The organism is Phyllobacterium sp. 01N428, from assembly GCF_056399405.1.
Genome location: NZ_JBFTRH010000001.1, coordinates 912,835 through 939,329, shown reverse-complemented (window position 1 = coordinate 939,329; position 26,495 = coordinate 912,835). Strand labels below are relative to the sequence as shown.

At 57.6% G+C, this 26,495-nt stretch carries 33 protein-coding genes; 6 read left to right on the top strand and 27 right to left on the bottom strand.

All coding sequences use genetic code 11. From position 1 onward, the window contains the following. Positions 1 to 99: 99 nt before the first annotated feature. Entirely contained in the window at positions 100 to 480 is a 381-nt protein-coding gene (locus AC1DNI_RS04555; protein WP_477691479.1) for a low affinity iron permease family protein, read from the top strand. A gap of 165 nt (positions 481 to 645) precedes the next feature. After that, positions 646 to 771: a hypothetical protein gene (locus AC1DNI_RS04550; RefSeq protein ID WP_281358731.1), complete on the top strand. Its 126-nt coding sequence runs from the start codon at positions 646 to 648 to the stop codon at positions 769 to 771. 412 nt (positions 772 to 1,183) lie between these two features. Here AC1DNI_RS04550 and AC1DNI_RS04545 read toward each other — a convergent pair whose 3' ends face one another. Next, positions 1,184 to 1,819, bottom strand: a complete 636-nt coding sequence (locus AC1DNI_RS04545) for a cysteine hydrolase family protein (protein WP_174207996.1) — start codon at positions 1,817 to 1,819, stop codon at positions 1,184 to 1,186. Between the two features lie 978 nt (positions 1,820 to 2,797). Between AC1DNI_RS04545 and AC1DNI_RS04540 the strand changes: the two genes are divergently transcribed. The 4 genes from AC1DNI_RS04540 (at position 2,798) to AC1DNI_RS04525 (ending at position 4,631) form a co-directional block, all read left to right on the top strand. Next, entirely contained in the window at positions 2,798 to 3,304 is a 507-nt protein-coding gene (locus AC1DNI_RS04540) for a helix-turn-helix domain-containing protein (protein WP_246272624.1), read from the top strand. Positions 3,305 to 3,373: 69 nt separating this feature from the next. After that, positions 3,374 to 3,637, top strand: a complete 264-nt coding sequence (locus AC1DNI_RS04535) for a hypothetical protein (protein ID WP_477690988.1) — start codon at positions 3,374 to 3,376, stop codon at positions 3,635 to 3,637. A gap of 537 nt (positions 3,638 to 4,174) precedes the next feature. Further along, entirely contained in the window at positions 4,175 to 4,417 is a 243-nt protein-coding gene (locus AC1DNI_RS04530; protein ID WP_174207998.1) for a hypothetical protein, read from the top strand. Next, positions 4,407 to 4,631: a hypothetical protein gene (locus tag AC1DNI_RS04525; protein WP_174207999.1), complete on the top strand. Its 225-nt coding sequence runs from the start codon at positions 4,407 to 4,409 to the stop codon at positions 4,629 to 4,631. The genes AC1DNI_RS04530 and AC1DNI_RS04525 overlap by 11 nt, the downstream gene beginning before the upstream one ends. Before the next feature lie 298 nt (positions 4,632 to 4,929). Here the strand turns inward: AC1DNI_RS04525 and AC1DNI_RS04520 are convergent, their stop codons facing one another. The 26 genes from AC1DNI_RS04520 to AC1DNI_RS04395 form a co-directional block, all read right to left on the bottom strand. Further along, positions 4,930 to 5,298, bottom strand: a complete 369-nt coding sequence (locus AC1DNI_RS04520) for a DUF1515 family protein (RefSeq protein WP_477690987.1) — start codon at positions 5,296 to 5,298, stop codon at positions 4,930 to 4,932. A 222-nt stretch (positions 5,299 to 5,520) separates the two neighbouring features. After that, complete coding sequence (locus AC1DNI_RS04515; RefSeq protein WP_477690986.1) at positions 5,521 to 5,880, bottom strand: hypothetical protein; 360 nt, start codon at positions 5,878 to 5,880, stop codon at positions 5,521 to 5,523. Continuing rightward, a complete protein-coding gene (locus AC1DNI_RS04510; protein ID WP_477690985.1) occupies positions 5,877 to 6,182 on the bottom strand; it encodes a hypothetical protein in 306 nt (101 codons plus the stop codon). Before AC1DNI_RS04510 ends, AC1DNI_RS04515 begins: the two co-directional genes overlap by 4 nt. Before the next feature lie 2 nt (positions 6,183 to 6,184). Beyond that, entirely contained in the window at positions 6,185 to 6,610 is a 426-nt protein-coding gene (locus tag AC1DNI_RS04505; RefSeq protein ID WP_477690984.1) for a M15 family metallopeptidase domain-containing protein, read from the bottom strand. Between the two features lie 656 nt (positions 6,611 to 7,266). Next, positions 7,267 to 7,722: a hypothetical protein gene (locus AC1DNI_RS04500; RefSeq protein ID WP_477690983.1), complete on the bottom strand. Its 456-nt coding sequence runs from the start codon at positions 7,720 to 7,722 to the stop codon at positions 7,267 to 7,269. After that, the gene (locus AC1DNI_RS04495; protein ID WP_477690982.1) at positions 7,722 to 9,887 is read right to left on the bottom strand and encodes a hypothetical protein; all 2,166 of its coding nucleotides are present in this window, start codon (positions 9,885 to 9,887) and stop codon (positions 7,722 to 7,724) included. The genes AC1DNI_RS04500 and AC1DNI_RS04495 overlap by 1 nt, the downstream gene beginning before the upstream one ends. Further along, on the bottom strand, positions 9,887 to 10,093 hold the full coding sequence (locus AC1DNI_RS04490; protein WP_477690981.1) for a hypothetical protein: 207 nt from the start codon (positions 10,091 to 10,093) through the stop codon (positions 9,887 to 9,889). The genes AC1DNI_RS04495 and AC1DNI_RS04490 overlap by 1 nt, the downstream gene beginning before the upstream one ends. A 15-nt stretch (positions 10,094 to 10,108) precedes the next feature. Next, a complete protein-coding gene (locus AC1DNI_RS04485) occupies positions 10,109 to 13,099 on the bottom strand; it encodes a phage tail protein (RefSeq protein WP_477690980.1) in 2,991 nt (996 codons plus the stop codon). A 9-nt stretch (positions 13,100 to 13,108) separates the two neighbouring features. After that, entirely contained in the window at positions 13,109 to 13,546 is a 438-nt protein-coding gene (locus tag AC1DNI_RS04480; RefSeq protein WP_477690979.1) for a GNAT family N-acetyltransferase, read from the bottom strand. Then, the gene (locus AC1DNI_RS04475) at positions 13,543 to 14,220 is read right to left on the bottom strand and encodes a hypothetical protein (RefSeq protein ID WP_477690978.1); all 678 of its coding nucleotides are present in this window, start codon (positions 14,218 to 14,220) and stop codon (positions 13,543 to 13,545) included. Before AC1DNI_RS04475 ends, AC1DNI_RS04480 begins: the two co-directional genes overlap by 4 nt. After that, the gene (locus tag AC1DNI_RS04470; RefSeq protein WP_477690977.1) at positions 14,220 to 14,849 is read right to left on the bottom strand and encodes a hypothetical protein; all 630 of its coding nucleotides are present in this window, start codon (positions 14,847 to 14,849) and stop codon (positions 14,220 to 14,222) included. The genes AC1DNI_RS04475 and AC1DNI_RS04470 overlap by 1 nt, the downstream gene beginning before the upstream one ends. Continuing rightward, a complete protein-coding gene (locus tag AC1DNI_RS04465) occupies positions 14,849 to 16,918 on the bottom strand; it encodes a tape measure protein (RefSeq protein ID WP_477690976.1) in 2,070 nt (689 codons plus the stop codon). Before AC1DNI_RS04465 ends, AC1DNI_RS04470 begins: the two co-directional genes overlap by 1 nt. Continuing rightward, on the bottom strand, positions 16,918 to 17,067 hold the full coding sequence (locus tag AC1DNI_RS04460; protein WP_153666398.1) for a hypothetical protein: 150 nt from the start codon (positions 17,065 to 17,067) through the stop codon (positions 16,918 to 16,920). Before AC1DNI_RS04460 ends, AC1DNI_RS04465 begins: the two co-directional genes overlap by 1 nt. A 32-nt stretch (positions 17,068 to 17,099) precedes the next feature. Continuing rightward, positions 17,100 to 17,483 (bottom strand): gene transfer agent family protein, encoded by a 384-nt coding sequence (locus tag AC1DNI_RS04455; protein ID WP_477690975.1) that lies wholly within the window; start codon positions 17,481 to 17,483, stop codon positions 17,100 to 17,102. Further along, a complete protein-coding gene (locus AC1DNI_RS04450; RefSeq protein WP_477690974.1) occupies positions 17,480 to 17,920 on the bottom strand; it encodes a phage tail tube protein in 441 nt (146 codons plus the stop codon). The genes AC1DNI_RS04455 and AC1DNI_RS04450 overlap by 4 nt, the downstream gene beginning before the upstream one ends. A gap of 22 nt (positions 17,921 to 17,942) precedes the next feature. Next, on the bottom strand, positions 17,943 to 18,347 hold the full coding sequence (locus AC1DNI_RS04445) for a DUF3168 domain-containing protein (protein ID WP_477690973.1): 405 nt from the start codon (positions 18,345 to 18,347) through the stop codon (positions 17,943 to 17,945). Beyond that, entirely contained in the window at positions 18,344 to 18,754 is a 411-nt protein-coding gene (locus AC1DNI_RS04440) for an HK97-gp10 family putative phage morphogenesis protein (RefSeq protein WP_477690972.1), read from the bottom strand. Before AC1DNI_RS04440 ends, AC1DNI_RS04445 begins: the two co-directional genes overlap by 4 nt. Continuing rightward, complete coding sequence (locus tag AC1DNI_RS04435) at positions 18,754 to 19,101, bottom strand: phage head completion protein (RefSeq protein WP_477690971.1); 348 nt, start codon at positions 19,099 to 19,101, stop codon at positions 18,754 to 18,756. Before AC1DNI_RS04435 ends, AC1DNI_RS04440 begins: the two co-directional genes overlap by 1 nt. After that, positions 19,085 to 19,267: a hypothetical protein gene (locus AC1DNI_RS04430; RefSeq protein WP_477690970.1), complete on the bottom strand. Its 183-nt coding sequence runs from the start codon at positions 19,265 to 19,267 to the stop codon at positions 19,085 to 19,087. Before AC1DNI_RS04430 ends, AC1DNI_RS04435 begins: the two co-directional genes overlap by 17 nt. Positions 19,268 to 19,319: 52 nt before the next feature. Further along, a complete protein-coding gene (locus tag AC1DNI_RS04425) occupies positions 19,320 to 19,619 on the bottom strand; it encodes a head-tail connector protein (protein WP_477690969.1) in 300 nt (99 codons plus the stop codon). Further along, on the bottom strand, positions 19,619 to 20,695 hold the full coding sequence (locus AC1DNI_RS04420) for a collagen-like domain-containing protein (RefSeq protein ID WP_477690968.1): 1,077 nt from the start codon (positions 20,693 to 20,695) through the stop codon (positions 19,619 to 19,621). Before AC1DNI_RS04420 ends, AC1DNI_RS04425 begins: the two co-directional genes overlap by 1 nt. Then, on the bottom strand, positions 20,695 to 22,047 hold the full coding sequence (locus tag AC1DNI_RS04415) for a phage portal protein (RefSeq protein WP_477690967.1): 1,353 nt from the start codon (positions 22,045 to 22,047) through the stop codon (positions 20,695 to 20,697). Before AC1DNI_RS04415 ends, AC1DNI_RS04420 begins: the two co-directional genes overlap by 1 nt. A 3-nt stretch (positions 22,048 to 22,050) precedes the next feature. Next, on the bottom strand, positions 22,051 to 22,341 hold the full coding sequence (locus AC1DNI_RS04410; protein ID WP_477690966.1) for a hypothetical protein: 291 nt from the start codon (positions 22,339 to 22,341) through the stop codon (positions 22,051 to 22,053). Positions 22,342 to 22,411: 70 nt separating this feature from the next. Beyond that, positions 22,412 to 24,376, bottom strand: coding sequence for a phage major capsid protein (locus tag AC1DNI_RS04405; protein ID WP_477690965.1), 1,965 nt, complete (start codon positions 24,374 to 24,376; stop codon positions 22,412 to 22,414). Between the two features lie 12 nt (positions 24,377 to 24,388). Then, positions 24,389 to 26,062, bottom strand: a complete 1,674-nt coding sequence (locus AC1DNI_RS04400; protein WP_477690964.1) for a terminase large subunit — start codon at positions 26,060 to 26,062, stop codon at positions 24,389 to 24,391. Further along, entirely contained in the window at positions 26,062 to 26,490 is a 429-nt protein-coding gene (locus tag AC1DNI_RS04395; protein WP_477690963.1) for a hypothetical protein, read from the bottom strand. Before AC1DNI_RS04395 ends, AC1DNI_RS04400 begins: the two co-directional genes overlap by 1 nt. Positions 26,491 to 26,495 lie beyond the last annotated feature (5 nt).

The window sequence follows — 26,495 nt, the reverse complement described above, 5'->3', positions numbered from 1 at the left end:
AGTTGCAGTCCCTTAAGGTGCACAAGCCCATAAGGTTCCACCGGGACCAAATTCCTCAGAAGGTCGTTGCTACAGGGCTTTCAATTGAATGGAGCTTGCATCTTGGATAAATGGTTCAACAAGGCCGCCACTTTAGTGGCGCATGTGTCCGGCCGACCCCTTACTTTTATTACGTGTCTGTTTCTAGTCTTGGTCTGGGCAATCAGCGGGCCTTTTTTTGACTTCTCTGAAACTTGGCAGCTCATCATCAATACCAGCACCACCATCATCACCTTTCTCATGGTGTTTCTGATTCAAAACACCCAGAACCGCGACGGTGCCGCCATTCAAGCAAAACTCGATGAAATTTTGCGGACGAGCGATGCTCTCAATTCGTTCATCGGGATTGAACATTTGACGGAAGACGAAGTCTACCGATTTCGGGATCAATGCGAAGCCGCCGCAAGAAAAGCAGATGCGGATGAGAAGCTCGCAGCGTAAACCGCCCTCATTCGAGCGGGCCGGCGGCTACATGCCAGCGCGCGACACTCGTCCGCTTCAGCACGGAACAATAAAATCTATGTTTCGTTGTCGCTAATCACCCAGAGCGAGAGCTCGCTCGAAACCCTGGGGAACTTGGCTCGTGCTAAAGGAGGACTTATCGCCATGCCAAAAGCCTATGACGAATATAACGCGAAGCGACCCGCTCCTGATTTTCGAACATCCTTGATGTACGGCGCGTTGTTTTTCGCTGGTGTGGCCATCGCGGCCGGCATTGCATATTTTCTATGAAACTGATCGACGCAGTGGTCAATATCAGATGGAAAGCGGTGCATTCGGACGAGCGCGGTAGACCCGACGACTTTATAGCAGTCGCATGTGGCATGGCCGTGGGACGGGTCTATCGGATTTATGGTGGGCCTCGGCACGGAGACTGGTATTTCAATTTCCAGCTCGGGCATTCGCCCTTTCGCACGAGTGCAATGAATGGGGTCGTAGCCAAGCGCAAAGTCGCTGAGCAACAGGTAATACATGCATTCGTCGATTATCTGGCAACGCCATCTGATCTGGGCGGCGGGAAGCCTGGAGCGAGGCTCCTGTAGAAGTACGGAATGGCCAACTTCGATCAACATCCAGGCGAGAAAATCGGTATCCTCGCAACCTCACGCACGGCTCGCCTGAATCATAGCCTGTTGCCAAACGATCAAACCGGGGACTGAGGACAACCACTCCAACAATCCAGGATTTCCTCCGTTTCTGCGGTCTCAACTTGCTGCGAGAGGCGTTGACTGTAAAACAACTGCATGGCGTCATGAGCCGCATCCGACGAACTGCAAACCGCGTCGCTCGCCACAATCACTCGAAAGCCTAGATCAATTGCGCCAAGCACCGAAGCGAGGACACAGACATCTGTTTCGCCGCCACTTACGATAAGGGTGCGGACCGCTCCGCGATTGAGGTGCAAAAACAGTTCGCCGGATTGCCAAGGCGAATACACAACCTTGTCAAAGGTCCGCGCGGGCGGAACATGCCGCGCAAGCTCAGGAACGATATCAACCTGGCCGGCGCCAAGTTTATCAAGGGTCATGTTATTCCAGCGTTGATAATAGCGCAGCCAAGTTCCACCTGCATCTTGTACATTGCGCGGAGGAACAAACCGGGTGAACACTGTCCGCGTGGGGTCTTTGCCTACCAAGGCTTCAATGTGCGGTAAGACCCGGTCGAACCATGGCATGGCCCATGGACTGTGACCTCGGAAAATGCCCTGCATGTCGACACAAAGGTGAACTGTCACTGCATCGATGGGGCCAAATCTTAATCCGCTCGCCACGGTCGCCATCCCACTAGAGAAGCATTTTTAACCAGCATGCGGAGGGCGGCAGCAGCCATGAATATGGGTGCGAACCAGCCAAAACAAGGGCTTCCAATCTCAATGGTTTCCTTAACCATTATCCTTGTGGTCTGCGTCATCAGCTTCCACGGCCTCCATTAGCATCGTCACCTCCATAACGGGAACCGCTACTAGATCATTAATGACGGCGCTCCTGCGGTCTAGCGCCGCGGCTTCGGGTTCTCGAAGGGTAAAAGTGAAATTTACCGCATAACCGCCTAACACCCTGATGGTTCCACCGCCGTGGTGGAACTTGTGCGCGCGACGTTAGGAGGTCGGTAAACCAAAATTGGAAAATCCCATGGTACTGGACGAGATCGAGGGAGGATGTCGGTGCGGCTCCGTACCCATCGAGAAGAAATGAAATGCCCCCATCGAGCAGACTATCGCAATCGCGGTTTCCGCACCTGCTCCTACCTCACCGAAAATGGCGAACCGTACACAGATCCGGAGGAGCTCGGCAAAAGCGATTTGGATGCGGGTATTCTTCCAAGACGCAATGACGCCAAGTCTCCTTCGTTAGTGGGAACATTATTTCCTAAACGCAGCTCCAGATTCACTGACATGCTATCGTCAGCCGGGGCTCGACAGGCAACTTGGTCGGCTGCTGATCGAGCCCACAAGTTCCCATCCTTGCCGTCAACTACTTGGTAAATTCCCGGTTGGAAACAGTCGTCGAAGATTCAACATACGTGCGTGTGAAGCAGCAGCTAGAGCACGTCCACTTTATCAGGGATCATATCCGCATGCCGCGAAGGAGTTTGCACCTTCCTGCGGTTTGAAGAGCGCGATAGCCTTACCGACAGCCTCCCAGGGCCCCGTCGGTTGACGTGAAAGTCGCTACCTTTCGCATTTTCCGCAGCCGACCCGCACGAACATGCCGTAACGGCCGCTTGCCGCAGATTCTATTCATGACCGAGATCCCTGATGGATAAAGGCCTGCGGAATGCGAAGAGTGCTGAAAGGATGAGCGGCGCGGGACCATCATTCCTGAAAAACCCAAGCTGCCGAAGTACGCACAAATGGCGCGAGGATATCGTGAGAGCGGTTCCAGCATGGATGCTGGAAAGAAACTGGCGTAATATTCAAGTGACAATAAAGGCAGCGCTTACAGCGCAAATCGGCAGACGACTAAGCATGCATCACGACCTCATCGACCAAGAACTTGGACAGAAGTTAAAAGCTCTGCGATTAGCCGGCGGTATGAGCCAACAGCGCCTCGGCGGCGCCATCGGCGTTTCGGCTACGCAAATTCAAAAGTACGAGCGGGGCGCAAACCGCATAAGCGTTTCGACGTTGATTGCGCTTTGCCACGCGCTCAAGCGCGATCCGATGGCATTGTTGGGGCGGTATTTCGACGACAATGCCCACACAATCGAAGGGCCAGAGCGACAGGTGGAACCGTGTTTTAACGTACCCACGCCTAGAAAATGATCTGCAACTAGCGGTAGCGATAAGCTCTTGATAATAGTAAAAAAAAGTCCTTTGACGGATGAGAAAGACATGAGCAGCAGCGTCATCGAACAAGACCTACGCAAAGCGAAAAATGCCGAAAAGATGAGGAGCTGGCGTGCCAAGAACCCAGCTTCCCCCGAAAAGAAAGCCAAGGAAGCCGAGCGAGCAAAACAGTGGCGGGATGCAAATCCGGAGAAATATCGGGAGCAGCAAAACGCGTGGTTTGCCAAAAATCGCGAGCGGATACTTGCCAAAGAGCGCGAGAGACGCCGCGCTCGGAATCAGCTTGGCCCATTGCCTCCGCAGGTATAAAATGAAACTGCGAGTTCGCCCAATATGCTTGCAACCCCCGGGAGCCCGCCATTGAATGTTCAATGACGGGCTTTCCAGTTTAGTAGCCAACATTATTGTCCGCTTTTGGACTGGGAACCCCATCCCTTTTACATGGTTTCTGTAGGCTGGCGTCCATCCACGTCAGTAAAGTCCGTGCTCATGGCCACCCGAGGCCCGGGCTTATTCTGGGCGGTGGGCTTCTGGCATGTGGTTCATCGCCCTTTTCATATCAGCTTCCCGGAACAACTCCCTACCTGCCTTGTTTCATCTATTCGGGGAGTGACATCACCGAAAAAGAGGCTCGGCACTACGGCGTACAACCTGGTGTCGGGCCTCACCCTATAATGCCTCAATTGCCTTTGCACTGCCCCAACCGCACCTACAAATGACTCGCCAATGCCCGAATTGAGCGTAGACTATTGGCGTCGCCAGGCATGTAATGGCCGCTGGTGCTAGAGAGATGCGATGTGCTCCCGCCTAACCCGGCAAAGTGGAGTCCGTCTCATACCCCACAGAATGCGAAAACTCTATTATACCGCTGACGAATGGCGCCTGATGCAGGCAGCACATCTTGCCGCCTCTGAAGCACTCGGACGCAGTCCTTCTTCACACGAAAATGCGGACCGCCTCGCCCGGCGCGTCATACTGTTCTTTGATCGCGGACTGCGTGACGAGGCCGCCTTGGCATATGCGGCCGCCAGCGTGGAACGGCTGGCCTCGGCGATCGTCGCCCGTCGGGAGGGGCGCTATGAGCAGTAATCCCAAATACCTGGATCATGAATTGACGTGCCCGAATTGCGGCACCATTTACCTTCGCATCCCGCATGACGTCGATAGTTTCACGCTGATCCGCTGCAGCCGTTGCGACGCGCTCCTCGGCACATGGAGCGAGCTTGTCTCATCGTTCGACGGTCAGGGCGGGCAGAATGGCGTGTTCGAAATGAGCGATGGCCAGATCGTGCGCAAGGACTGATGCAACATCGCCTGGATCAAAATGGCAAATTAGAGCCCCCAAAAGACCGAACCAACATAATGCTTGGCTTGGGTCTTCTCTTGGGCGTCGCCGTCGTAATGGGCCTTCGATGGTACTTCGGGTAAAGGAAAGCCCCGGTGCAGCTCAGCGATCGTAAATGAAGAATAAGCATCCAACTGCATCGGAATCATTGCAACGTTACAAACGGCATCCTACCAAGGAGGTTCCGCGTGCAGGCTGGCGCTACGACTTCTGCAACCATCTTTCGATCGCACAGACGGCACCTCCCGCACGCGCGTTATCTATGGAATAACCTCGACACCCACTCAAACGAATTGGCGATGCTGACGCCGAGAGCGGTGCCCCCGATGCCAACGACGCCAAGCGCGCCGAGGCCCATCAATTTCCATTTACGAACCTCGTCGGTCACAACCTTGCTGTCCTTTACCTGTTCGGTGATCGCGGCGATATCGGTTTTGATGTCGCCGACCTCGCTGACCATTTCATCGATCCGGCGATGAACGATGGCACGCTTTTCGTCGGCTTCGCGGTTTTCAAGCGCAGCGCGTCGCTCTGAAGCTTCCATATCGCGGCGCAGGCCTTGAACCTCTGCGGTCAGGATGCCGATGGACTTATAGATGTCATTCAGATTGAGCTCGCCCATCATCGCGGCTTTCCCGCCAAACCGTCATAGAACCCCGCACAGCGCCCTACCCGCGCATTTGCCCTGTCGAGTGCATGCCGTTCTCTCTTCCAGCCCGAGAGGGCTTCTCCGCCGACAACCACCGGCGCATGAGGTTCGATATTGCGGCAATCATCCGGCCACACCGGGAGATTGCGATCGGCTTGGGCTTCACCTTGCGTCGTCGCTGCCTCGTGCAGCTGCTTGTTAAGGCTTGAGCAACCAGTCGCGATCAGCATCGTCAACAAGACAGGAACGGCCAGCGGCCTTAAGTTTCGCCTCATAATCCGCAATCTCCGTTTCATGCTGTTCGACCTTCTCCGCCTCGGCGGCACGCGCGTTCTTCAATTGGACCTGGTAGGCGTCGATAACGATCTGATCGGCCTTGCGCTCGCGCTCGATCTTGTCGGCCTTGGCTTCGGCAGCAGTTGCTCGGGCCTCGGCCACATAGCCGCGCCGGGCGTCATTTCGTTCGATGGGAATGATGACGAGCGAATAGAACGCCGCGGTTACTGCTCCCCCGGCGAGCGCATAGAGGGCAGCCTTAATTGTTTCGAGGATTGTCATGGCCCCTCCTCCGCGATCGGAGCCACGGGATTGACCGGTGCCGCTGGAGTGACCTCCTCGACGCGCGTTTCAACCCGGCGTCCGCCTGCGCCGAAGCGCCGCTTGTTCTGATCATCCCAAATTGCGCCGAAGACATAGGAGCCGAGCGTGCTGCCGGCGAGCGTGAGCGCACCGACGGCGACGGTCTCGCGAAGCGAACTCTCTCCGCCGGCAAGCGTGATGAATGTGACAATGCCACCGCACCAAAGAATGGTGCCGATGACCAGGCTGCGCCGAACACGCCATGCGTCAGGATCGATCATGATCAACCCTCGTACAGCTTCGACTTCTTGGCCCAATCGCGCCAAGGGTTCAGTTCGTAATGCGGAGCGTCCCATCCGTCGGCGAAGTTGCCGTCACCGTTCCAGTCGAGACCGCTGCGCAACGGGATATTCTTTGCCTTGGCGATCCGCATCATCACCCGGTAAAGATCGATGAACGCTTGTTTATTGTTCCAGTCGTAGGGAGCCGGGAACAAATCGAAGGCGATGGCCGGAACATAGTTGTGGGCCGACTGTCCGAACCGGGCCTTGCTCTTGCCGCCGGCAAAGGCCCGCTCCTGCTCGACCCGGCCGCGCGTGGCATCAAGCACCATGAAGTCGATTTCCTTGATCGCTTCATTGGCTATATCTTGCAAAAGCGGATGGCACTTAGCCAGGGCCGCTTTGGATTTTGATCCAAAGGAGGGCATTTCAGTTTCCTTGATTGGTGGGGTGATTCAGTGGCGCGATGGGCGCGTTAGATCGGGCTGATGCGCCATGGTTGCGCAGAACAGCCAGCCGGTGGCGACTAGGACACGGGGACCGAAACAACGGCGGGGCTTAGCCAAGCAACACCACACGTCTCGGCATCAGGCTGCATCCGTAACAATTTCGTGAATTCTGCAATCAAACGTTGCCGTCCGAGACAGCGACGAGCTTAACTCGTATCGCCGTCAGGGCGGCCCCAACGACGCCCGTAGCGGCCTCCTGGTCGGGCGTTATGGCTCTGCAGGCGGTTTCGCCCGACCCCTTCTCTTCCCAAGATGATTGACGGCGTTTGGCGACCCGGGAACGATTCTGCGAAAATCGCGTTCCCCCCGTGCTGAGTTTTCCGTCAGCACCAGCTTGTTCTCCCCGTTGCAACCCGGCAGAGAGCCAGCGTAAATCGGGCTCTGAGCTTTGGCCCCCCGTTTCGCTCAGAGCCCGTTTCTATTAGTGCCGCTGATACCGCTTTTGACCTATTGGCAACGCCGGCAACTTTCACGATATTTTAACCATGGCAGCGCAGGCTTCCATTGGTTGATAGGCCAACATCAGCCGGCCCGACCTGCCCATGTACCGCGTAACAGGCAGGTTGGGCCATTCGTCAAAGCGCAGCCGCTTCAGTGAAAAACTCATCCACCTGCTCGGTTGTAAACCCGAGCGCCGCAAATCCCGATTGCAACATTTCATCGCTGCGCAGAAATGTGCCACTGTCGGCATAGGCAGCCTGCGTGCGCTCGTCCTGTGCCGCGATCCACCCTTCGACCGTTGAAAGTAGACCGGCATCAATGAGCTGCAAGCGGAATTGCCGGCGTGACACGCGATCTGGAATGACCACCGACGCCACGTAGGGCACGATGGCGTTGCCCTCCGCTTCCCAATCGAGCACCATTTGCCGCTGGCGATTGGCGCTAACTCGAATCGTTTCGCCTGTCAGCTCTTCGGTTTCTGGATCCCGCACTTGCTGTTCGGTCACATCGTCAGGGAAGGAACATTCCATTCCATCAATGATCGCGAAAATCTGACGGGTTTCGGTATACCGTGCAAGTTCGACGCCCATTATATAATCTCCGAAAGGAAGTATAGGAATGTACCGGTCGTGTTGTTCGCCTGAAGTGCTGCGGCACCACCGGACAGTCCTGAAAGTAAACCGCCAGACATATTCAAACGCGACATATCCCGACCCGGAACGTCCTGTGTGAGAGTGCCACCAGCAAACGAAGCCGCTCCGCCGCTGAAAAATGTAGGGGGTGCACGCAATTTCACAGGATGGGAAATTTGATACACCGCGTTTGTAGTGGATAGAAATACACCCATACCGAAGTTTTTGAATGCATTTTCCGAACTATCCATCCAGTGCGTGTAACGCTGATTGATGAGCGCTTCGATACCAAGGGTGCGGATTTCAAACGGTCCGTCTTCGTCGGTGGCGTCACCCTCGACCAATTCAACCGAAGAAATGTCAAATGTACCGGACTGCAAACCAACGATCCCGGTAACACCGGTATAGCTCGACCCGGCGTCAAACCAAAAATCGAGTAACAAAGCGTCGTTGCCGTTCGTGCCGAGAATTTTACCGCTGACGCTTGGAACGTTCACAGTGAACGCGAATTTTTGCCATGCTGTTATGAGATTGATTGCTCGCAAATCAACACTTAACAGTGCGGAAGGTGAACCACCCGTACCGAAATATTGCGACAACTGAAAAGCCATAACTTTAGGTGCATCAGCTTTTGCATAGAATTTTACAGTTACTTTCTTACCGGAACACGTAAAAACGTTTTCTATTGCCTGACGTTTCATACCATACGAACCGGCCGCGTTGCCTGTTACTCGTATATTACGAGAAAAAAACTTAGGGTTTCCCGGCACGTCGGTTTGACCGATAGGAAACGCTTGTCGACTTACAGTCTTTGAACCCAACCCATGATCGTTATTCCATGCATTGTCAGCAAAGAACCCGACCGCTGTTGTCGAGACACCAACTTCCCAAAGGTCAAAGAAACCGTTGCGGATTTTGTTGCGCCAACCACCGCTTATCGAAGCGAAGTTGTAGCCCGCATCCTTCAGCACCTTACCCGACGGGTCTGCGAACTTGGCAGGGTTGTACTGGATCGAGGACGCCGGTCCATTTGTATCGCCGGTACCTTTGACGGCAACCGCTTGCCACTGCGTATTCGACGTGGCCGGAAGCGTCGGCGGCGGATTGCCCGTCGTCGCGATCTTCGCCACCCACGATGAATTCTGGTCGAAAACAACATCGCCCGCCTGGTAGGCGGTTACGCCGGAATATGCTCCCTTGAACGTGCCAGCGCCCTGCGCAATCAATTGCCAGTTGGCGTTGCTCGTCGTGGGGAGCGCAGGGGGCGCATTGCCGGTGGTGGCTTGAAGCGCAATCCACGACGACCCTTGATCAACGACCACATCATCCTTGACGTAAGGCGTTGCGCCTGAATAAGCCCCGCGGAACGTAAAGCCATTGCCAGCAGCGGCCAGCAGGAACCATTGCGTGTTCGAGGTAGTCGGCAACGTCGGCGGCGGGTTTCCCGTTGTGATGACACGCGCAATCCACGACGATCCGTTCTGCAGGACGACATCGCCGATCTGATAGGTTGTGGCGCCGCTATAGCTGCCTTTCGACTGGAACGTGCCGTTCGGGCCGGTGAGGTAGGCCGGCGTCGACCAATCGCCCGACGCCGACGTAAGCTTGAAAAAGATTGCAGCGCGTCCGTCGCCAACATCGTTGACCAGCACCGAAAAGCCGGTGGGCGATGCATCGTAAGCGGCTCTGCCCGCCAGGTTTGCAACCTTAGCGTCGGTTTGTACGCCCTCAATCAGATCATTCTTGGCAATGAGGGTCAGCGCGCCCGGTCCGGTAAAAATCGGGATCATATCGAACGCGCCGGCCAGTGCAGCGAGCGCCTGCAGATTGCCGTTGCCGAGCATTTCGATCAGTTCTTGGAGCTTGGCCGTCAGGCTGGAGCCGTCGGGCTGGTAACGGATGGCGTAGGTTGCGCCCGCGAGCGCGCCGCCCGTCCATGGCTCCGTCAGCGTGACTTGAGTGTTGCTATCGACGGACGCAATGATCGCGTCGAGGTTCTTGGTCTTGAAGGTCGCGCCTGGCTTGAGCCCGGCGGCGGCCCAAATGGTGCCGACGCCAGTTAGCACTGTGCCGTTGGCCGCGATCGAGACGGTACCGGCCGTATAGTCGGGACGGATAGCCATCAGTGCGCCTTTCCGGCCGCGCCGCTTTCAGCATCGGCGGCTTCCGCTGGCCGCAACTGCTGGATCGTGGCCTGCGCCTGTTCAAGAGCAGCCGTCAGCTCGTGCACCTGGTTGGCAAGCACAAGCGTCCGGTTCTTGTAAAATTCCACAAGCGCCAACTGTTCATTGAGCGCAGCCATGGGCGCGATCTGAATACGGTCTGACATGAATTTCCCTTTATATTATCGCTTCCACCAGAGCGCGATCAGCGATCCGGTGAGGCCTGTCGTGTTCATCGAACCAGAAAGTTGGAACGTGGCGGTGAATGAGTTCACGCCAGCCGCGTTCTGGCCGAAGAAGAATTCGGTCTCATCGATGTTGAGCGAATTGCCGGAATTGACACTGAAGCTCTTGGAGTAAACCGTGGCTCCAGTGGTGTTGTTGACGACAGAGAACGTCGCCAACCGTGTCACCCCTGACGATCCGGGATTACTCACGCTCACGCTGTACTTGAATTGGAGCAGCGACCTGTTGGCGCTTGGCATGTCGGCCGTGAGGCTGAAGGGAGGCGCAGCAGGCCCGGCAGAACCGGTTGATGTAACTGAGTCAATGCCGAGGTTTGAGGTGCCGACAATCAGCGAGCCGATAATGGCCGAGCTTATGTCGACGGCACCGAGCGTTGCTGAAAGAGCGGATAGTGACGTTACCCGCACATCATCAAGGTAGAGCACACCTCCGGTAAAGACGAACGGTCGCCGCTTGTTGGCGCCGTTCACCATGTAGATGCGGTCGGCAACCATGCCGATTTCGCTGAGACCGCCCGTCAACGCACTGAGGAACAAGGCAGCTTGCGAGGTTGCTCCCGGCCCTGTCGCCGCAACGCTCAAGCCAATTGTGGCAAGTGCGCCCGCTTGAGTTGCCTCGACCGTTGTCCGGAACAGGCCCGACGCCGAGAAATTCCCGACGGTTGCCGTCAGGGCCGTGACACGGTTGGCTGTTGCGACAAGGCCTGTTCCGGGATCGTTGACCGTGACTGAGAGGGTATCGACGGCGCTGGCCGTCGCCGCAAGGCCGGTCACCGGATCGTTGATCACCGCCTCGAGGTCTTCGACGCGAATCACCGCTGCTTTCGTCGCCGCGACTACAACTAGGATATCTTCCTTATATGAAGCGGTGACATTCCCGATCGATTCGCGCAGTTCCTTGCTTTCGCTGGCCGATCGAGCGCCGGTTTCGGCCGCGAGCAGATTGAGGCGGTCAAGTTCGTCGCGGGCATAGTTGGTGCTCTCGGCGATCCATTCGAGGTGCTGTTGCAAATTCTGCAACACCTCATCCACCATGCCCGGCAGGTAGATGTCGTCGGCTCCCAGCAGAATGTTTGGCGTGGTGACGTTGAGCCAGCCCGACCAAAGCGTTGTCCTGGGCGTGCCAGGAATGTAGCGCCCGCGAACACCATAGGTATTGTTGGGCAGCAAGCCGTGACTGATCTTGATGAAGCCGACGCTCGGCTGATCCATTCTGCTTTGGTACTGGGTTTCAAGGGTCGTGGCGTTGCGCACCTCGAACTCGACGCCGATAACGTCGGCTTGGTCACCGTCCCATGATAAACGGATGGCCGGTCGGCGCGCATGCCCGGCATTGTCGTCGACCTCATCAGGCTCTGCGAACCAATCGACGATCGGCTGCGGTTGCGGCCGAACCGGGCCGACCGGACCAAAGACCGGCGGCGTGTAATCGTGCCCCTGATCCCAATCGTAGTCGGATGGATCGACCTCAGTGATATCGAGCATCACATCGAGGTTGGCGCGATCGGACACACCATCGACGCGAAACAGCTTGCCGATGTAGCCGTTGCGCTCGGAATTCCAGGCGATCACGTCGCCGGGCTCCAGCACCCAGGCTGCAGGGCCAAGCACCAGCGTGTGGCGCCGCGCCCGCCGCGCCTCGGCCAATGCCGATTTCATCAGGCGCTGCACCTGCGACGAGCGATACACCATATCGAGTTGGATATCGGCCATCAGCCGGCGATTGCCGTCGAGCGCTTCAAATGCGGCGTTGTGGATTGCCGGCGCCGTCTTGCTATTCCATCCCTCGGCCGGCTCGGGATAGGTCGCGTTTACGCCGTTAATCGTGTCGGCGAGGCCAAAGAACGGCGTGAAGTCCTGCTCCTCGGTCGACAGAATGTCAGAGTCCGCAAAGGCAAAGACCGCCGCATCCGGCTCGCCGACATGGATTTTGTAGACACCGCCGATTTCAGAAAGCTTGCCCTGACAGCCAGTCAGCAATGCCTCGATGGCATCGGCGATCTGCGCGCCGACGTGGATTTCGCCGCCAGTGTAATATTGTGGCTCCGGGCCGACCGGACCGGCAATCAATGCCCGGCATTTGTTGATCTGGGCGATCCAGTCAGCAGGCGGCAGTCGAGCAGCGCTCACACCCTGCAGGCCGTAGAACCACTGCGAGCCGTAGTTGAAGCCGCGCAGAAGGTTATAAATCTGCACCGCTGGCAGATCGTCGCCGTCACCGCCCCATGTGGCCGGATTATCCCAGCGCTGTGCCCCGACACCGCCGACCGAACTATCGCGCGAAGGATCGTAGAGACGCGCGCCCTGCACCTCGAACTTGAACTGAGGGAAGCCGGTAAAGAATTCCGGATCCACCTCGGCCGTAACCACCGCATAAGCAACGCCATAGCCGATGCGGCTCGATTGCCATGGATGCGACGAGGACGAGACCCGATTGACAAGCAGGCTGTCTGCTGCGCTCTGCGTGCCATCGTGGAAGCGTATCCACAGATGGTTGTCGCTGCCCTTGCGGTATTCGGGGATCTGGAAACCCTTGTCGTCCGGATCGAGTGTGCCCGAGATCGTTACGGGCTCGCCGTTCACCCAAAGCTGAATGATGCCGTTGATCGGAATATCCGAAATGGCAATGACCTGGGTGAAATACTCGTTCGGCGTCTTGCCGCCATCGCCCCATGTGTTGGCGTAGACGAGCGATCCGGCCGTGACCGTGTGGCCGAGAATGATCGAGCGGGCAACGTCGCCGCCTGACTGCAACTGGCCGTTGATGCTGAACTGAGGCTTTTCGGACTTGCCGGCGATGGCCTTGGCAATGAGATTGAGGCCGATGCCAACGGCTGCCTTGAGCAGGATGGCGCCAAGACCACCAGACAGAAAGGTGCCGCCCAGCAGGCCGCCAATAGCGGTCGCCAAGCCTGTAAATACAGCCATTGATTTGCCCTAAGACGCGATCGGTTTCATGAAATGGCGCTCGGCGGCGATGTAGCCGCGGCGCTCATAGAACTTCGTGGGGAGCGGATCGGAACCCAGCCCTACCATGTTGACGAAGGAACAGCCCTGCTCCTCGGCCCAAGCCTCATAGGCCGCGAGCATGTGCAGCGCGTCCCTGCCCCGATATTCCGGCTCAATCCACCAAATGACCTCGGTGGCCGCCCGAACCGGCGCGATCGGCAAGAGTCCGACCTGAGCGGCAAGCACACCCTGCACACCGTCCCGCTCCAATACGATGCAAACCTTTTCCGTAGCAGTGAGAAACTGATCGAAGAGGATCGAGGCATAGGCCGGGTTGAACGGAATCGGCAGGCCCGACGCCTCATGGAAGTTCTTGGCGAGCAGGAGAACCCTGAACTTATCCGCCATCGTGGCGCGCCGGATCATGCGCCCCTCAATACGACAGCGCTGGCAAGGCGGGATGAGCCAGTTGTCGTGATCTTCCCCTGTTTTTGGCCCCAGAAAAACTCGGTCTCGCCGACAGTCGTCACGTCCTGATAGAAGTTATCGTTCGCATTGCGCTTCTTCTGGCTATCGTTTGAACGCGTGTCGGGATTGCCGCGCGTCATCTCCTGCGTATGGCTGGCGCAAGTGAGGACAATGGTGCCGGCCTCGTTCTCCTTCGGCGTGTTGATCTCGACGAGATCGACGAACCCGACAAACCGGCAGAACGCCGGGACGAGCAACTGCCGCGAATCCACGTCGAACAGCCCACGGTAAATCTCGACACCGGCCTGTTTCAGATCATAACCGCGCACAATGTTCTCGACGCCGGGATCAAGCTGCGACAGCGATATGGTGACATTGCGCACGGCGATCGTCGTCGTCTCGGGAATGTCGCTGATCTGGATAAGCGAGCCCGAGCCCTCGAAATTGCGCGTGTTGGCAAGCCCCGTGTCGGGATTGAGCACCTGCGCCTGAACATCGCCGACATCGGACCAAAAGCCATAATTGAAAGGTGCGCCGGTAACGAGCGCCCGCGCTTTAAGCCAGAGGAAGTCGCGAGCGACGAGACGCCTTGCCTGCAGCAATGCCAGGTTGCCAGAAGAGATATTGCGCATCAGCGGCTCTCTACACCTTGAAAGGAAATGATGCCCCGACCCGTCGCGATGTCGGCGGTCGAACTGAACGAGCCAGGAACAATCGTCATCAGGCAAGCCGGACGCAGTACCGACACCGCATCATTGATCGCAGTCACCGGCCACAGGTGAGGCCGGATTTCGAACAATGGCGACAGACCCACACCGCTCGCCGTGAAATCCTCGAGCACCTGATGCAAGTTGCCGTTGCCAATCTCGATATAGTCGCCAACCTTGCCGGTATATCCGGCCGGCAGGTTCTTGATCCGAATGGCTTTGCGGCTCGTCGCGATCGTGTCGACCTGCAATCCCGTAACCGTTCCTATGCCGACACCGCCAGGATAAGCGATCGGATAGCATCGCGACTTCGACCACGCCCGAAACTGATTGAGGCCGTTTTCCAGCGCCTTGAAGCGCGCGCGCCAACGATCGAGTTCATTCGGCTTTAGCAAGCGTGACTGGAACACAGCGGTCCAGAGAGGCGAACCCAAATCCTTGACGATCGTTTGCCCACCTGCCGTGCGGCTCTGTTCCTGACGCCACAACAGGTCGAATTCGGTGGACCAGCCGGGGAACTCGGTCAGGAGGTCATAGGGAAATGTGATCGCCATTACAGGTTTCTCGTCTTCTGAGCACGGCGGACGGTATCGACGACCCGAGCCGAGAACTCTTGCTTGTCTTTCAACTGCTCGCGCCGGAACTGCGCCAATTCCTCGCTGGTGCCTTGGAAATTGTTCTGTGGCGCGTAGGTGACATTTACCCCACCATTCCCACCAGCGATGGATTGAAGGTTCGGCATCCTCGGCGCCGACCCGACCAGACCGCCCGAGGCATAGCCTTGAAGCTTGCGAAGGTTGTCGACACCTATGCGCTTGGTCGCTGCCGCATCCATGACGAACTCGCCCTTATGGACGATGCCGGCGGGTTGATATTTCCCGCCCTTGCCGGTGTATCCGCCGCGGTCGAATCCTATCATTTTCCCCAGACCACCAAAGATGCCGCCGAATGCGCCGCCGCTCGAATTGCTTGTCTGCGGTGCAAACAGCGCGTCCAGGGCATTGTTAAACAGCATCTCGCCCAGCTTCTTGAGTATGCCGGAAAGAGCATCGCTGAGGCTTTCAGCGCCGGTGATCGCATCCATGACGCCGCTCTTGAAACTGTCATAGAGCTCGGTCGCGGCCTGCTCGGCGCGGTCCTGCGCTTCCTGCACATTGCGAAGTTCATCCGCCTGGCGCGCGTATGCGGCCGAAATGGCATCAATCTGCGATATCTGTTCCGAGGAAAGCTTGATGTTGTTGAGGTCGGTTTCGCCCTTCTTGCGGGCTTCCTCGCGCAGGTCGGCGAGAGCGCTTTGCTCAAGTTCGAGCGCCATCTTGCGCTTTTCCTGCTCCTCGTACGACTTGCCGACGAGCTCGGTTTCCTGACGCAACGCCTCCGTGCGGTCCCTGATCGACTGAATGTCGTCGTTGAACCGGCTTTCCGCAGTGCGTGGGACGCCTTTGCTCTTCGATCCAGTCTTCTTTTCCTTCGCCGGAACCTTGTAATCGGCAAGCGTTACCGGGCGGATTGTCTTGCCGCCGGTTATGTCGGCCGTCGTGCCGGGCTTGCTTTCGGTCGCCGTGGAGCCAAACGCATTATTGATGCGGTCTTGGATTTGACGCTGCGACCGGTACGGCGAGGCTCCCGTCGAGCGGCCGATTTCATCGAGCCCGGTCGCCGCACCGAATGCAGCCGACATTTCGAGGGCGGCGTCCGTAACCGAACTCACCCACTCATGAAGCGTTTGCAGCGGCCCGATCAGCGTCGTGATGATGGCCGCGGACTCGCTCATCGCCTTGCCCATCTTGTCGATCATCTGGGCAAGCAGGCTTGCAGCATCCGAATTGTTGTCGAATTCACGGGCCGTATCGATGAGGATGTTCTGCAGGCGCGTGAGGCCTTGGGAAACGGTAAGCTGGGATCCTCCGACCTTATCCTCGAGGATGACCGCGCCAGCTTCGAACGCGCGGAAGAAGGCCTCGGACGAGACTTTGCCGTCCTTCACCAGGCGCGTGAGCGCCGATACCGAACCGCCAGCTTCTTTCAGGCCGGCGGCGACTGCCTGCAGCAACGGCTGCGCACCATCGAGGAGGGAGTTATATTCTTCGGCCTGGACAACGCCATTGCCGAGCGCCTGGCTCAACTGGAGGAGAGCGCCGCTCGACTCTTCGGCCGACTTGCCCCCTACACGAAGCGACAGAGCAACATTATCGGTGAATTTGAGGAGTTCGGCCTGGTTGACGCCGAGGTCTTTGGCGGACTGAGCTGCGCGGCCATACAGCGTGACAAGATCCTCGATCGGCGCCGCATTACGCTGGGCGCTGGCAAACAGACTGTCGTAGACCTTATTGAGTTCCTGACCCGATAGGCCGGCAACCTTGAGCGCATTGCTGATGCGCGTCGATGCGTCGATAAGTGACTGCGCGCCTTTCAAAGAACCGGCAGCGGCGAAGGCACCCAAGGCACCTTTGCCAAACCCGCCGGCGAAGGATGCGGAAATGCTCTTGTTTGCACGACGGACGCGGTTCTCTATCGCGCCCATCTGCTTGTTGGTGACACCTACGGCGCGGTTCATCGCGTTTTCGTACTTCTTGATGTCAGCCGAAAGCTGAACAACGAGCCGCTCCAAATCTGTCGCCATCAGCCTGTGATCCAATCAAAAAGTTCGTCTTTTTCAGCGTCAGTCAGTTTGCCGTCGTCTTTCGGCGTGTTGGCTTTGACGTAGCCCTCGACCGCCGCCATGAACTTCCACATTGACATTTTGTCGATTTCATTAGGTGAGAAGCCCATGGCAGCGCCGTTGCCATAGATGGCAGCAAATCTCAGCTTTCCGTTGGGGAGGTCGTCAATTCTCTCTCCGCCGGACTCGCTGCCTCGGTTTTTCCCAAGCTTTCCTCCGGAGCCCCCATAAGCCCGGCCGATAGCACAGCTTGAGCGTAGATGATGGATTCGAGCGGCGGGCGCGCTTCAACGAAGTCTTTGACGAGTTTGAGCGCCTTGACGGGCTCCAGCCCGCCACCGATGAGACCCCAGCGGATCACTTCGCGAATGTCGTTCATCTCCCATGTCTGGGAGTAGAGCCGCTGGAGCACGACATAAGGCCCGGCGTTGCAGGCCTCTTGCACCTTCACCAATTCGCCCCAAGCGAGGCGAAAGGTGTAGGTATCATCGCCGAAATCGAGTTCGATCGATGCGTCACGGCTCATGGAGCGGTTGCCCGAACCATTTCGCCATCGGACTGCAGGGAAACATTGATCGTCGCCCGCTGGCCGTTGTTCGCCCCGACTTCGACGCTCTCAATATGCATCTTGCCGGTCCAAGTGATCGTTTTTGCGGGAAACTCCCACTCGACCTTTACCGGAACGGATTCGATGCTGACGAAGGCTTCAAGCCAGGTGTCAACGCTTTCTGAAGCCAGAACGCCCTCGCCAGTGACGCTCATCGAAAGGCTCGTTGCATCGCGGCCCAGCCAGTCAACCTTGTCAGGATCGGTGCAGTCTGGGATCTGAACCTCTTCGAGGTTCTTGGTCAGCGTGATCGAGCGCTGCGTCAGGCCGCAAGGTGCGGAGTAGACAATCGGGGTCGCGTCATCACCGAGCAGGACTCGGATTTTGCCGCCTTTAATCGTCGTAGCTTGTGCCATTGGTGTCTCCTATCGATGGCAATCAGGGTTGTTCCGCAAAAGCCTGAAAGCTGATGGCGGCATGGCTCGTTAACCCGTCAGGGTCTCGGAAAACGCGAGTGATGTTGTGCCTGAAATAGACGAGCGCATTGTCTGCGATCGTCAAATCCGTGCCGATCAGGGCAGCGCGAACGGCATCGCTGATGCGCTTGACCTCGGGAAAACCCGAGGAGCGCGACCAGCAGTCGATTTGTATGGTGATCTCAAAGCCGGTGACACAATCAACGTCGTCGCTGATTTCATCGGCCGGGCCGAAACTCACATAAGGAAATGTTGGCGTGGCCGGAACAGCATCATAGACGCGTTGCCCGATCAGTGCCGTTACGGTCGCTTCAGCTTTCAAGCGCGCAACAATGGCGCCCTGTAGCTCAAGAATTGGCGATGTCATGATGCGGCGACTTTCCGGGCGGCCTTGGTCGTGGCGCGCGTGATGCGTGATTTGGTGCGCTTTCGCAGCGCCCGATAGGAAACGAAGAAATACGGATGCGCCTGCATTTTCTGCGTCCCGAACTCAAGCCATCGCGCATAGTAGGCCTCGTCGCTGCCGGCAAAAACGACGAGTGAAAGATCGCCGGCGTTCGCCTTTGCCAGAACCATGGAGCCTTTCGGCGCCGCGCCCCACGACCAGCCGATCGAGCGAGCCAAAGCTCCGCTGTCCTTCGGGGCAAGCGATCGAGCCAGCAATACAATCTCGTCGGCACCCTTTGCCAAGGCAGCGCGAATTTCTTCCTTTGCGAATTTCGGCATCAGCTTGAGCTTGCGCACAAGTTTGTCCTGCCCGATTGCCTTGATCATCAGAGCGCTACGCCACTCTCGCAGAGAAGATCGATGAACTGCCGGTCCAATTCCGGTGTCACGTCTCGAACCGCGAAGTAGGTCAGCGAGCGCTTGTCCTGCGCGAACCAATCTGGCGTGATTTTCCTCGTCTGTGAGGTAGAGCGAACGCGAATGACCTGCGTGTGCTTTCCCTCCAGGCGGCTCGCCAGCACGCTCTCGCCGCCGCGAAGGTGAATGTAGGCGGCGCGGGTCGAAAACTCCTCGACGAATGCGCCCCGAGTGTTGCCATATCCGTCCTCGACCTCTTCCCGCTTGCCGAAGGCAACGGAATAGAACAGATCACCGGCATTAGGCTTTTTCGCCATCGATCGGCTCCTTGCGAGGCTTCTCGACTGTCACGGCAGCGCCGGCGGCAATTGCGAGATCGGCGCATTCCTGCCTGACGGTTATTTCCATGCCGGCGAGATAACCGATGGTCGTTCCCTGAACCGGGCGATAATCAAAATTCTTCGTGAATTTCACGCGGGCCATGGGTGTCTCCTATGGATGCATCCGGCGATATAAAGAGGTAACCCGTCCGAAATCATGCGAGCGCCGGATCACGCAAATGATAGATCAGCGCCGTCACCGGATGCGGTAGCGTGCCAAGATCGAATGCTTTATCGGGGTCGCTGTCGGTGTTCTGGTAAAAATGCCCTACGAGCAGAATGGTGGCCAAGGCCACGGCATTCGGGACAGGGTCGGGAATATCTGACTTGATGTAGCCGGCAATGCGTTCGGAGGCTGCCTTGATGAGCAAGGCGAGCAGTGCGTCGTCGTCGGTATTATCCGCGTCGACACGAAGTCCCTGCTTGACCTGTTCCAGCGTCGCAAGATCGGCCATTACCATTTGCTCCCGTCCGGCCCAAGTTGAGTGAGGTCCCGGCCGTCCCGACCATCCTTACCCTTTGGACCATCGCCGCCCTTTTCGCCCTGCTTGCCGTCTCGGCCGCGTTTGGCTGCCAAAGTCCATGCTTTATTGACCTCCGGCTTATCTACCGTCGCTTCATCGCAATGCCAGAGTGAGCCTCCCCATGTCACGGTGTCGCCGCGAACATAGGTTTGCCCGTCCTTGAAAACGCCGCGATAGATCATCATCGGAACAGCGAACTTGAATTCCTTGACGAGGTCGCCCCGCATGAACTTGAAAGAAAAGCCGCGCTCGTCGTCGTGAACGACTTCCAGATCGTCAAAGCCAAGGCCGTCGGCGCCATCTTTACCATTGGTACCGTCCTTGCCGTCCAAACCCTTTTCACCTGATTGACCGTCTTTCCCGACAACCGGACCAAGGTCGCGGGTGGTTCCATCGGTCAGGGTAACGACTAGGGAGCCGCAACGGTCTATGAGAGCGCCGGCAAGACCGACGCCATCTTTTCCATTGCGGCCGTCGGCACCTCGCTCGCCGTCATTACCGTTAAGTCCCGGAGCACCATCCTTACCATCGACGCCATCGCGGCCGGGCTGTCCGTCTTTGCCGGGCTCTCCGGGCGCACCGTCGACGCCGTCTTTGCCATTTATGCCCGGAGGGCCCTCTTTTCCATCGACCCCGTCACGGCCGGGGTCGCCGTCCCTACCCGGTTCCCCCTGCGCGCCAGCGACACCGTCCTTGCCGTCTTTACCTGGGGCGCCATCCTTGCCATCGATGCCGTCGCGGCCATCTTTACCCGGTTCGCCCGGCGCACCGTTCACACCATCTTTGCCACTCAGGCCCGGCGCACCGTCTTTGCCATCGACACCGTCACGACCATCTTTGCCGGGTTCGCCATCTGCGCCGCGTTCGCCGTCAATGCCACGCTCGCCTTTCAGCGGTTCGCGCTTCTCCAAAGCTTCAATTCGTGCTGAGACGGTGAACACGGCCTTTTCGACATAGCCTTTGACGGTCGCAACAACCTCTTGGCCAAATGCTTTGCCATCAAACATTAGGCGAACCCCTTTATAATCTCTGCCATCGCCTTGGCGGCCTCGGCTTCGTTGTCGTTTTCTGGCGCTGGCGCTCCTGCCGGAGGGGGCTTGGCGAACGGGTCGCCTTGGTCGCGCTTATTCAGCGCTTCGAGGCTGTAGTTTTGCTGCTGCATGTAGATCGTATCGCCACCCTTGACCGGCGGCTGATTCATCCTTTTGAGTGCAGCATTTGGCGTCATTATGGATCCGCCAACCGCCTCGGCGAGCGACTTAATCTGAGTTGCCGTATCCATCCGAAGCAGGTCATCGAGGTCGAACTCGGTACCGAGGGTCTTGCCTTCCTTGGTACGATCGAGACCGAGCCCTTCATCTAGGCAAAGCTCAATGCTTTCGATGTGGATTTGAAGGCACTGCGCATAGTACTGCGCATCAAGCGCTTCCACATTGTTGTTGAGAGGGGCTGCGCCGACGCCAACCTTGTAAGCGGGCACACCGAACACCGAACAGACCGTCTCGGCCGACCACTTGAGCTGTTCGATCAACTGAGAATCGGTGGCTTTCATGGTCATGGCTTCGTATTTGAGGCCATCGCCTAAAACCGCAACCTTGCCCACATTCTTACCGCTGTAGTTTTGGTCCCAGTGGTCTTTCAAACGCTTTGCAGTCTCGTCGCTGATCTCACCGGGAGCGACAAGAATGCCGCCCGGATTAGATCCGTTGCCGAAGAACTGGGCGCTGTTGCTCTGAATGCGGATGCCCTGAATAGCAGCAAGCCCGCAGGCATAGATGGGCGACGTACCGACGAGGGGATGATAGATCGTGTTCCAGCGATCGTGAATGATCTCGGACGCGGGAACCGTCACGTTGTTGGCGTGCTGCGCAGACAGATCGTCGCGCATCAGTTCGTAATAAACCGCGCCATCTTCGGCAACCAAAGGCTTCACGCGGCAGGGATCGAGCACATAAAGGGCAACCACAATCCCGCGCAGGTCGCGTTCCTTGAGCACATATGTGTTGCCATGGATCAGCTTGGATTCCATCCACGATGTATAGAACTGGATCCTGTTCTGAAAGCGGTTCGGCTTGCGCAGCACCGGTGAGAATGCTGGATTGTCCACCTCGTCCCAGATGCCGTTCGCGTCCTTTTGAACAAGGCGCATGCGCATTTTGGCAATGTCGGATGATATAAGCGAGAGGCAGCGAAACACCGTCGAATAAGTGAGGACGGCGTCGAGCTTAACCTCAACGTTCTGCTGCCAGGCGCCGGTGAATGACTCTCGTACAATTCCCCACCAACCGCCTCGATTGTCGACAGGAGATAGCGATCCCGCTGCTTTCTGGCGGGTTATGGTGAGGCCAAGAATTCGCATGGATCAAGCCTTTGCCTGGGCTTTGGCGATCTTCTCGCGCAGTTTTTCGGCATTCCAGCCATTGAATGCAGCTTTGCCCGCAATAGCTTTGTACTCGGCGCGTAATACAGCGAGATCACCAACCGGTTCAGGCATAGGAATGGGGGGAACGGATGTGCCGGCCTTATCATCGACAAGCTTGGCCTTCTTGATCGCAATCAAGAGCCTGGCATCGCGTGGACCAGCTTCGAACTGCTCACCGGCCTGCAGGCGGCGAGTGGCGTAGGTCATGGACTTGGTGGCAATAAGCTTCATCTGAGGCCTCCATTCGAACAATACGAAGAAAGGCCGAGCGAACCCGGCCTTTCGGTCTTCAATGGCTGGATCAGCCGCCGTAGTTGGCGCCTGTGATGTACTGAACGACATCGGCGCGGCGCTTGGCCCAGTTAATGAAGCGCTCGGCGCGAATGCCGACCATGTTGTGCTGCCACAGCGAAACCATAACGGTCGAGGCAGTCGGCGGGCTGGTGGGTGCACTATCCATCTCGAGCGAGGCTTCGCGGGAAACGTCCAGCATTACCTGACCGTCGTCAGCGAGAAGGATCTCGCTTGCCTTGGCAAGGATGATGCGCGAGCCAGCAGGAATTGCAGGCGGGCCCGCAACTTCAGCCTGAGCGGGGATGTTCTCAGAAAGAACAACAGGAAGCCCGAAGAACGTGCCTCCGCTCGTACCGTTGATAGCAAGACCCGGGAATTCCGGCTGACCGAGGGGATTTTGCATGAGCGCCAGACCAAGAGCCTGCGTTTCCGTCATGACAAAGACCGCACCGGCCATGGACATGTTGGCTGCGAGGAACTTGGCAAACAACGCCTTGACGTCCGCACGAACCGCATCAGCATCGGTACCGCTGGCAACGACCGGAGTTACGCCATTGGTGATCGATGCCGGCGACACGCCAACCGATACCGCCTTTGCCGGATCAACGAAGTCCTTGTCCATTGTCTGAACGATCGTGTTGATCAGATCCTGGCGTACCAGCGCCTCAGCTGAAGGATTGGAGAAGCGAACCAGTTCATCGGTCAAAACGACGATACCAGCCAGCTTGGCGAAACCGAGAGTGATCTGGTCGAACGAGAGTTCGCTTACCGGCTTCGGCTTGCCTTCACCCACCCACTGTGCCGCAGCGCCGGCAGTCTGACGGGGTATCTTGATGTTGAACGGAACACGACGAAGCCCCGGAATCCGGCCGATGATGGTCTGCGGACGCAGCAAGTCAACGAACTCGGAAGCCATGTTCTGGTATTCGACGAGCGGCTTGGCCCAATCAGCATCCGTCGTGGTGCCAGCGGCAACAGCAGCCTTCAGAACGGTTTCGACCTCCGGCGTATCGCCCCAAGCCTTGGCAACCTCGGCCGCCTGCATCAGGTTACCCTTACCGCGAGCCAAAGCGATGGCATATCGGGTGAATGCGGTGCCCTTTGGCAGGGCGGACTTGGCAACAGCCGGTACGGCACCGCCGCGAGCATCGGAACCAGACTGCTGGTCTTTGACTTCAACCGGCTTGGCCTTTGCCGCATTAGACTTTTCAAGGGCCGAAAGACGAACGAGGTGAGCGTCAATCGACTTCACTTCTGCTTCAAGGCCATCGTATTCCTCGGTCTGCTCTGCATCGAGGGTCACACCCTCTTCTGCAGCGACATTCATCAGTTCTTCCATGCGCGCCGACTTGGCTACGCGGGTCGCTTCAAACGAAGCGATCTGTTCGGCAATGGTTTTCATTGCTTTCCCTTTCTTCGGGTCTGGTGTGATGACTACTTTTCCCGAAGCGCCGGGCTTTACAGGTCGATCACTGTCCCTGGGCTCATTGCCGGTCGCGGCAAGCACGGGGGCGTCAATCGACTTGATCAGTGAAATGGTGGCGTCGGCGTTTGCCGGGATCGTCACCAAGGAGAGTTCGTAAACCTCCGATTTGACAAAGCGGATACCGCCATCGTCGAGGAATGCGTATTCGATGGCGCGGAAGCCGATTGACACAGCGGCGACCAGGCCAGCTTTGACGGACTGCCAAGCCTCGTCGACACGGTCTTTCAGCGCGCCCGGCTCATCAATGGTCGGAAGCTCCGCCTCGAATGTGATGCCATCCTTGGTTGGCTTGTCGAATTTGACCAAGCCGACTGGCTTGTCAGACTTGTGTTGCCAAAGAAGAGGCATGGGGTTCTTGAAGGCAACGCCAAGGGGTTCAACGATGTCGCCGACCCGGTCAGGGCTGGGTGTGGTGGCAGTGCCGCGTATGACACGACGTTCTTCCTCGACCGCTTTCACGGTCAAGATTGAATAGGCACGGTTCATTTTGGGGTCTCCTTAGCCGACCATCAGCATTTGGTACTTCGGCTCTCGCTTCACTTCCGGATTGCGGCTCATCACCGTCACGGCGTCGAACAACGCCATCACCGGGTCGATCTTCGCATCACCGGCGTTCTGTTTCGTCGCGCGGATCGCGGTTGCGGTCGGCTCGATCTTGAGATTGCCAACGCACCAATTCATCAGCGCTGAGCCGGAATGGCGCAGCGTGCCGTTCGTAAGCTTGCGCTCGGTGGTCTTGATGGCATTCATCATGGCGTAACCCTGCGGTGCGCCAATGATGTTCTTGGCATCGTCGTTGACGCCGATATCGTCGAGAGCGTCGACCAGTTCGCCGAGCCCAGCCGGATCGACTGCCACCGCGGCAAGGAGGTTCCGGTCCTTGATGTCTCGGATGATATCGACGATCTCTGACAGGTCGTCGAGTTTGTCGTCGACGATGGTCAACTCTCCGGCGCTCTCAAAGTCCCGTAGCTTTGAAGCAATAGACTTGCGCCGATCGAGCACGCCGACATGGCACCAGGCATGAGACCAGCAGAGCCAATCTTTCGTCACGCGATGACGCCCGACAAGTGTCAGGCCGAACAAGTCGTCGAGACCCCCGCCGTCGACGCCGGGAACGATGACCTCGCACACCTCAAGAATGTGCTCGAGCGTGATGGTTTTGTCCGCCCGAGCCTCCCAGAAGTCGGCGCCCGGCCAACGATTGGCCCGCAAGTTCATGCCGATTTCGACGTTCAGGTGCTTGGCGAGGAACGTTCGCTTTGTGTCGCCGTCGCCGTTAAGTTCCTTTACCATCTCCTCCTCGAGCCATTCCCGGCTTACGGAGCGCTCGATATTCGGGTTCGTGATGTAGAAATTATCAGGGTCGAGGTAAGTCTCCGCCTCGACCATCCCCTTCGGAAACTCATAGAGCACGCCGAGGCTCTTGCGATCTGGGATTTTCCCGTCCCGAACGTCGCGGAAATAATCGAGTTTGGCCTTGAACACGCCAGCCGGCGGCGCGTCCGATTGCGTCGACAGGTAGATTACAAACCCCTCGGGTTTCGAGATCAGGCCGCCGGTCGCTTCTCGCAGCATCGCGTCGGCGTTCGGCTTCTTGCCGAACAGCCAAAGCTCGTCGACGAGGACGAATGCTGCCTTCTTGCCGCCGACCGTATCGGTGTCGGCCGCGACTACCTTTAAAGTCGCCTTGGTCAACCGGTGGGTGATCTGGCGAAAGTTGTCCTGAATGTGCAGGAGGTCCGTCAATTCAGGATCCGCCCGCACCATGTCGGCGGCCGGCTTATAACTGTTGTTCGCGACTTCAAGCGTCGGCGCGAGGATGAGCAATTCGCAGGAATGCCGCCAATTGCGTATCAACGCCGTGACCATGATTCCGGCGGCGATCGTTGACTTGCTGTTCTTCTTGCTGATGAGCAGGAAGAATTCGCGAATATGCCGCTTGGCCGCTTCGTGGTCATAGGCTCCGAAAATAGCCCGAACGAAGTCGAACGCCCATTCCTCGCAAGCCTCGCCAAACGTCGGCTGTCCAGGCGCATCAACAATCTTGAGCGACTTGAACACCGCGAGCGCTGCTTCCGCCTCGTCGGGAAACAGCGGCTCGAACGGTATCAGGGACTGCCGGGCAACAATGCGCTCCTCCCAATCGAGACAGCCAGTACTCCACTCCATCACTTGTTATGGACAACCAGTTTCGGTGCCGAAGGAGGAGCAAACTTGCCGCCGACGCCCTTCGCGGCCAACTGCTGCTCTTCTTTCTTGCCGAGTTTCGACCGCTTTGGCTCTTCACCTCCCTTGACCGCCTCGATAGCGTCGGCAGTCCTGCCCATCTCCTCGAGCTTTTTTTGTGCCGCGACGTTGCCCTCGCGTGCAGACTTAAACAGAAGTCCGATTACTTCTTTTCGGCGCTGCGCATGGCCGTCAGCCAACTCATCTGCGAAATGCTTTCGAAGGGTGTCAGGATCGATCCCCAGGGCGCGAGCAATCACGTTGTCGCTTTCGCCCACGAACTTCAATTCCTCGACCGTTTGCCGATCCGCGAGAGAAGGCCGATACGACGGGCGCCCTCTCTTGTCAGATGCTTTGCTTTTTTCGGTCATTTCGG

What these genes read in the sequence shown, in the direction of transcription:
- AC1DNI_RS04490 (WP_477690981.1), bottom strand. Translation starts at nt 10,093, where the DNA reads ATGTCAGACCGTATTCAGATCGCGCCCATGGCTGCGCTCAATGAACAG.
- AC1DNI_RS04540 (WP_246272624.1), top strand. Translation starts at nt 2,798, where the DNA reads ATGGATAAAGGCCTGCGGAATGCGAAGAGTGCTGAAAGGATGAGCGGC.
- AC1DNI_RS04435 (WP_477690971.1), bottom strand. Translation starts at nt 19,101, where the DNA reads ATGGCGAAAAAGCCTAATGCCGGTGATCTGTTCTATTCCGTTGCCTTC.
- AC1DNI_RS04530 (WP_174207998.1), top strand. Translation starts at nt 4,175, where the DNA reads ATGCGAAAACTCTATTATACCGCTGACGAATGGCGCCTGATGCAGGCA.
- AC1DNI_RS04545 (WP_174207996.1), bottom strand. Translation starts at nt 1,819, where the DNA reads ATGGCGACCGTGGCGAGCGGATTAAGATTTGGCCCCATCGATGCAGTG.
- AC1DNI_RS04455 (WP_477690975.1), bottom strand. Translation starts at nt 17,483, where the DNA reads ATGAGCCGTGACGCATCGATCGAACTCGATTTCGGCGATGATACCTAC.
- AC1DNI_RS04395 (WP_477690963.1), bottom strand. Translation starts at nt 26,490, where the DNA reads ATGACCGAAAAAAGCAAAGCATCTGACAAGAGAGGGCGCCCGTCGTAT.
- AC1DNI_RS04550 (WP_281358731.1), top strand. Translation starts at nt 646, where the DNA reads ATGCCAAAAGCCTATGACGAATATAACGCGAAGCGACCCGCTCCTGAT.
- AC1DNI_RS04410 (WP_477690966.1), bottom strand. Translation starts at nt 22,341, where the DNA reads ATGAAGCTTATTGCCACCAAGTCCATGACCTACGCCACTCGCCGCCTG.
- AC1DNI_RS04400 (WP_477690964.1), bottom strand. Translation starts at nt 26,062, where the DNA reads ATGGAGTGGAGTACTGGCTGTCTCGATTGGGAGGAGCGCATTGTTGCC.
- AC1DNI_RS04405 (WP_477690965.1), bottom strand. Translation starts at nt 24,376, where the DNA reads ATGAACCGTGCCTATTCAATCTTGACCGTGAAAGCGGTCGAGGAAGAA.
- AC1DNI_RS04445 (WP_477690973.1), bottom strand. Translation starts at nt 18,347, where the DNA reads ATGACATCGCCAATTCTTGAGCTACAGGGCGCCATTGTTGCGCGCTTG.
- AC1DNI_RS04470 (WP_477690977.1), bottom strand. Translation starts at nt 14,849, where the DNA reads ATGGCGATCACATTTCCCTATGACCTCCTGACCGAGTTCCCCGGCTGG.
- AC1DNI_RS04505 (WP_477690984.1), bottom strand. Translation starts at nt 6,610, where the DNA reads ATGCCCTCCTTTGGATCAAAATCCAAAGCGGCCCTGGCTAAGTGCCAT.
- AC1DNI_RS04520 (WP_477690987.1), bottom strand. Translation starts at nt 5,298, where the DNA reads ATGATGGGCGAGCTCAATCTGAATGACATCTATAAGTCCATCGGCATC.
- AC1DNI_RS04450 (WP_477690974.1), bottom strand. Translation starts at nt 17,920, where the DNA reads ATGGCACAAGCTACGACGATTAAAGGCGGCAAAATCCGAGTCCTGCTC.
- AC1DNI_RS04475 (WP_477690978.1), bottom strand. Translation starts at nt 14,220, where the DNA reads ATGCGCAATATCTCTTCTGGCAACCTGGCATTGCTGCAGGCAAGGCGT.
- AC1DNI_RS04525 (WP_174207999.1), top strand. Translation starts at nt 4,407, where the DNA reads ATGAGCAGTAATCCCAAATACCTGGATCATGAATTGACGTGCCCGAAT.
- AC1DNI_RS04420 (WP_477690968.1), bottom strand. Translation starts at nt 20,695, where the DNA reads ATGTTTGATGGCAAAGCATTTGGCCAAGAGGTTGTTGCGACCGTCAAA.
- AC1DNI_RS04425 (WP_477690969.1), bottom strand. Translation starts at nt 19,619, where the DNA reads ATGGCCGATCTTGCGACGCTGGAACAGGTCAAGCAGGGACTTCGTGTC.
- AC1DNI_RS04495 (WP_477690982.1), bottom strand. Translation starts at nt 9,887, where the DNA reads ATGGCTATCCGTCCCGACTATACGGCCGGTACCGTCTCGATCGCGGCC.
- AC1DNI_RS04415 (WP_477690967.1), bottom strand. Translation starts at nt 22,047, where the DNA reads ATGCGAATTCTTGGCCTCACCATAACCCGCCAGAAAGCAGCGGGATCG.
- AC1DNI_RS04440 (WP_477690972.1), bottom strand. Translation starts at nt 18,754, where the DNA reads ATGATCAAGGCAATCGGGCAGGACAAACTTGTGCGCAAGCTCAAGCTG.
- AC1DNI_RS04500 (WP_477690983.1), bottom strand. Translation starts at nt 7,722, where the DNA reads ATGGGCGTCGAACTTGCACGGTATACCGAAACCCGTCAGATTTTCGCG.
- AC1DNI_RS04430 (WP_477690970.1), bottom strand. Translation starts at nt 19,267, where the DNA reads ATGGCCCGCGTGAAATTCACGAAGAATTTTGATTATCGCCCGGTTCAG.
- AC1DNI_RS04485 (WP_477690980.1), bottom strand. Translation starts at nt 13,099, where the DNA reads ATGGCTGTATTTACAGGCTTGGCGACCGCTATTGGCGGCCTGCTGGGC.
- AC1DNI_RS04535 (WP_477690988.1), top strand. Translation starts at nt 3,374, where the DNA reads ATGAGCAGCAGCGTCATCGAACAAGACCTACGCAAAGCGAAAAATGCC.
- AC1DNI_RS04460 (WP_153666398.1), bottom strand. Translation starts at nt 17,067, where the DNA reads ATGGGCTTCTCACCTAATGAAATCGACAAAATGTCAATGTGGAAGTTC.
- AC1DNI_RS04465 (WP_477690976.1), bottom strand. Translation starts at nt 16,918, where the DNA reads ATGGCGACAGATTTGGAGCGGCTCGTTGTTCAGCTTTCGGCTGACATC.
- AC1DNI_RS04480 (WP_477690979.1), bottom strand. Translation starts at nt 13,546, where the DNA reads ATGATCCGGCGCGCCACGATGGCGGATAAGTTCAGGGTTCTCCTGCTC.
- AC1DNI_RS04515 (WP_477690986.1), bottom strand. Translation starts at nt 5,880, where the DNA reads ATGACAATCCTCGAAACAATTAAGGCTGCCCTCTATGCGCTCGCCGGG.
- AC1DNI_RS04510 (WP_477690985.1), bottom strand. Translation starts at nt 6,182, where the DNA reads ATGATCGATCCTGACGCATGGCGTGTTCGGCGCAGCCTGGTCATCGGC.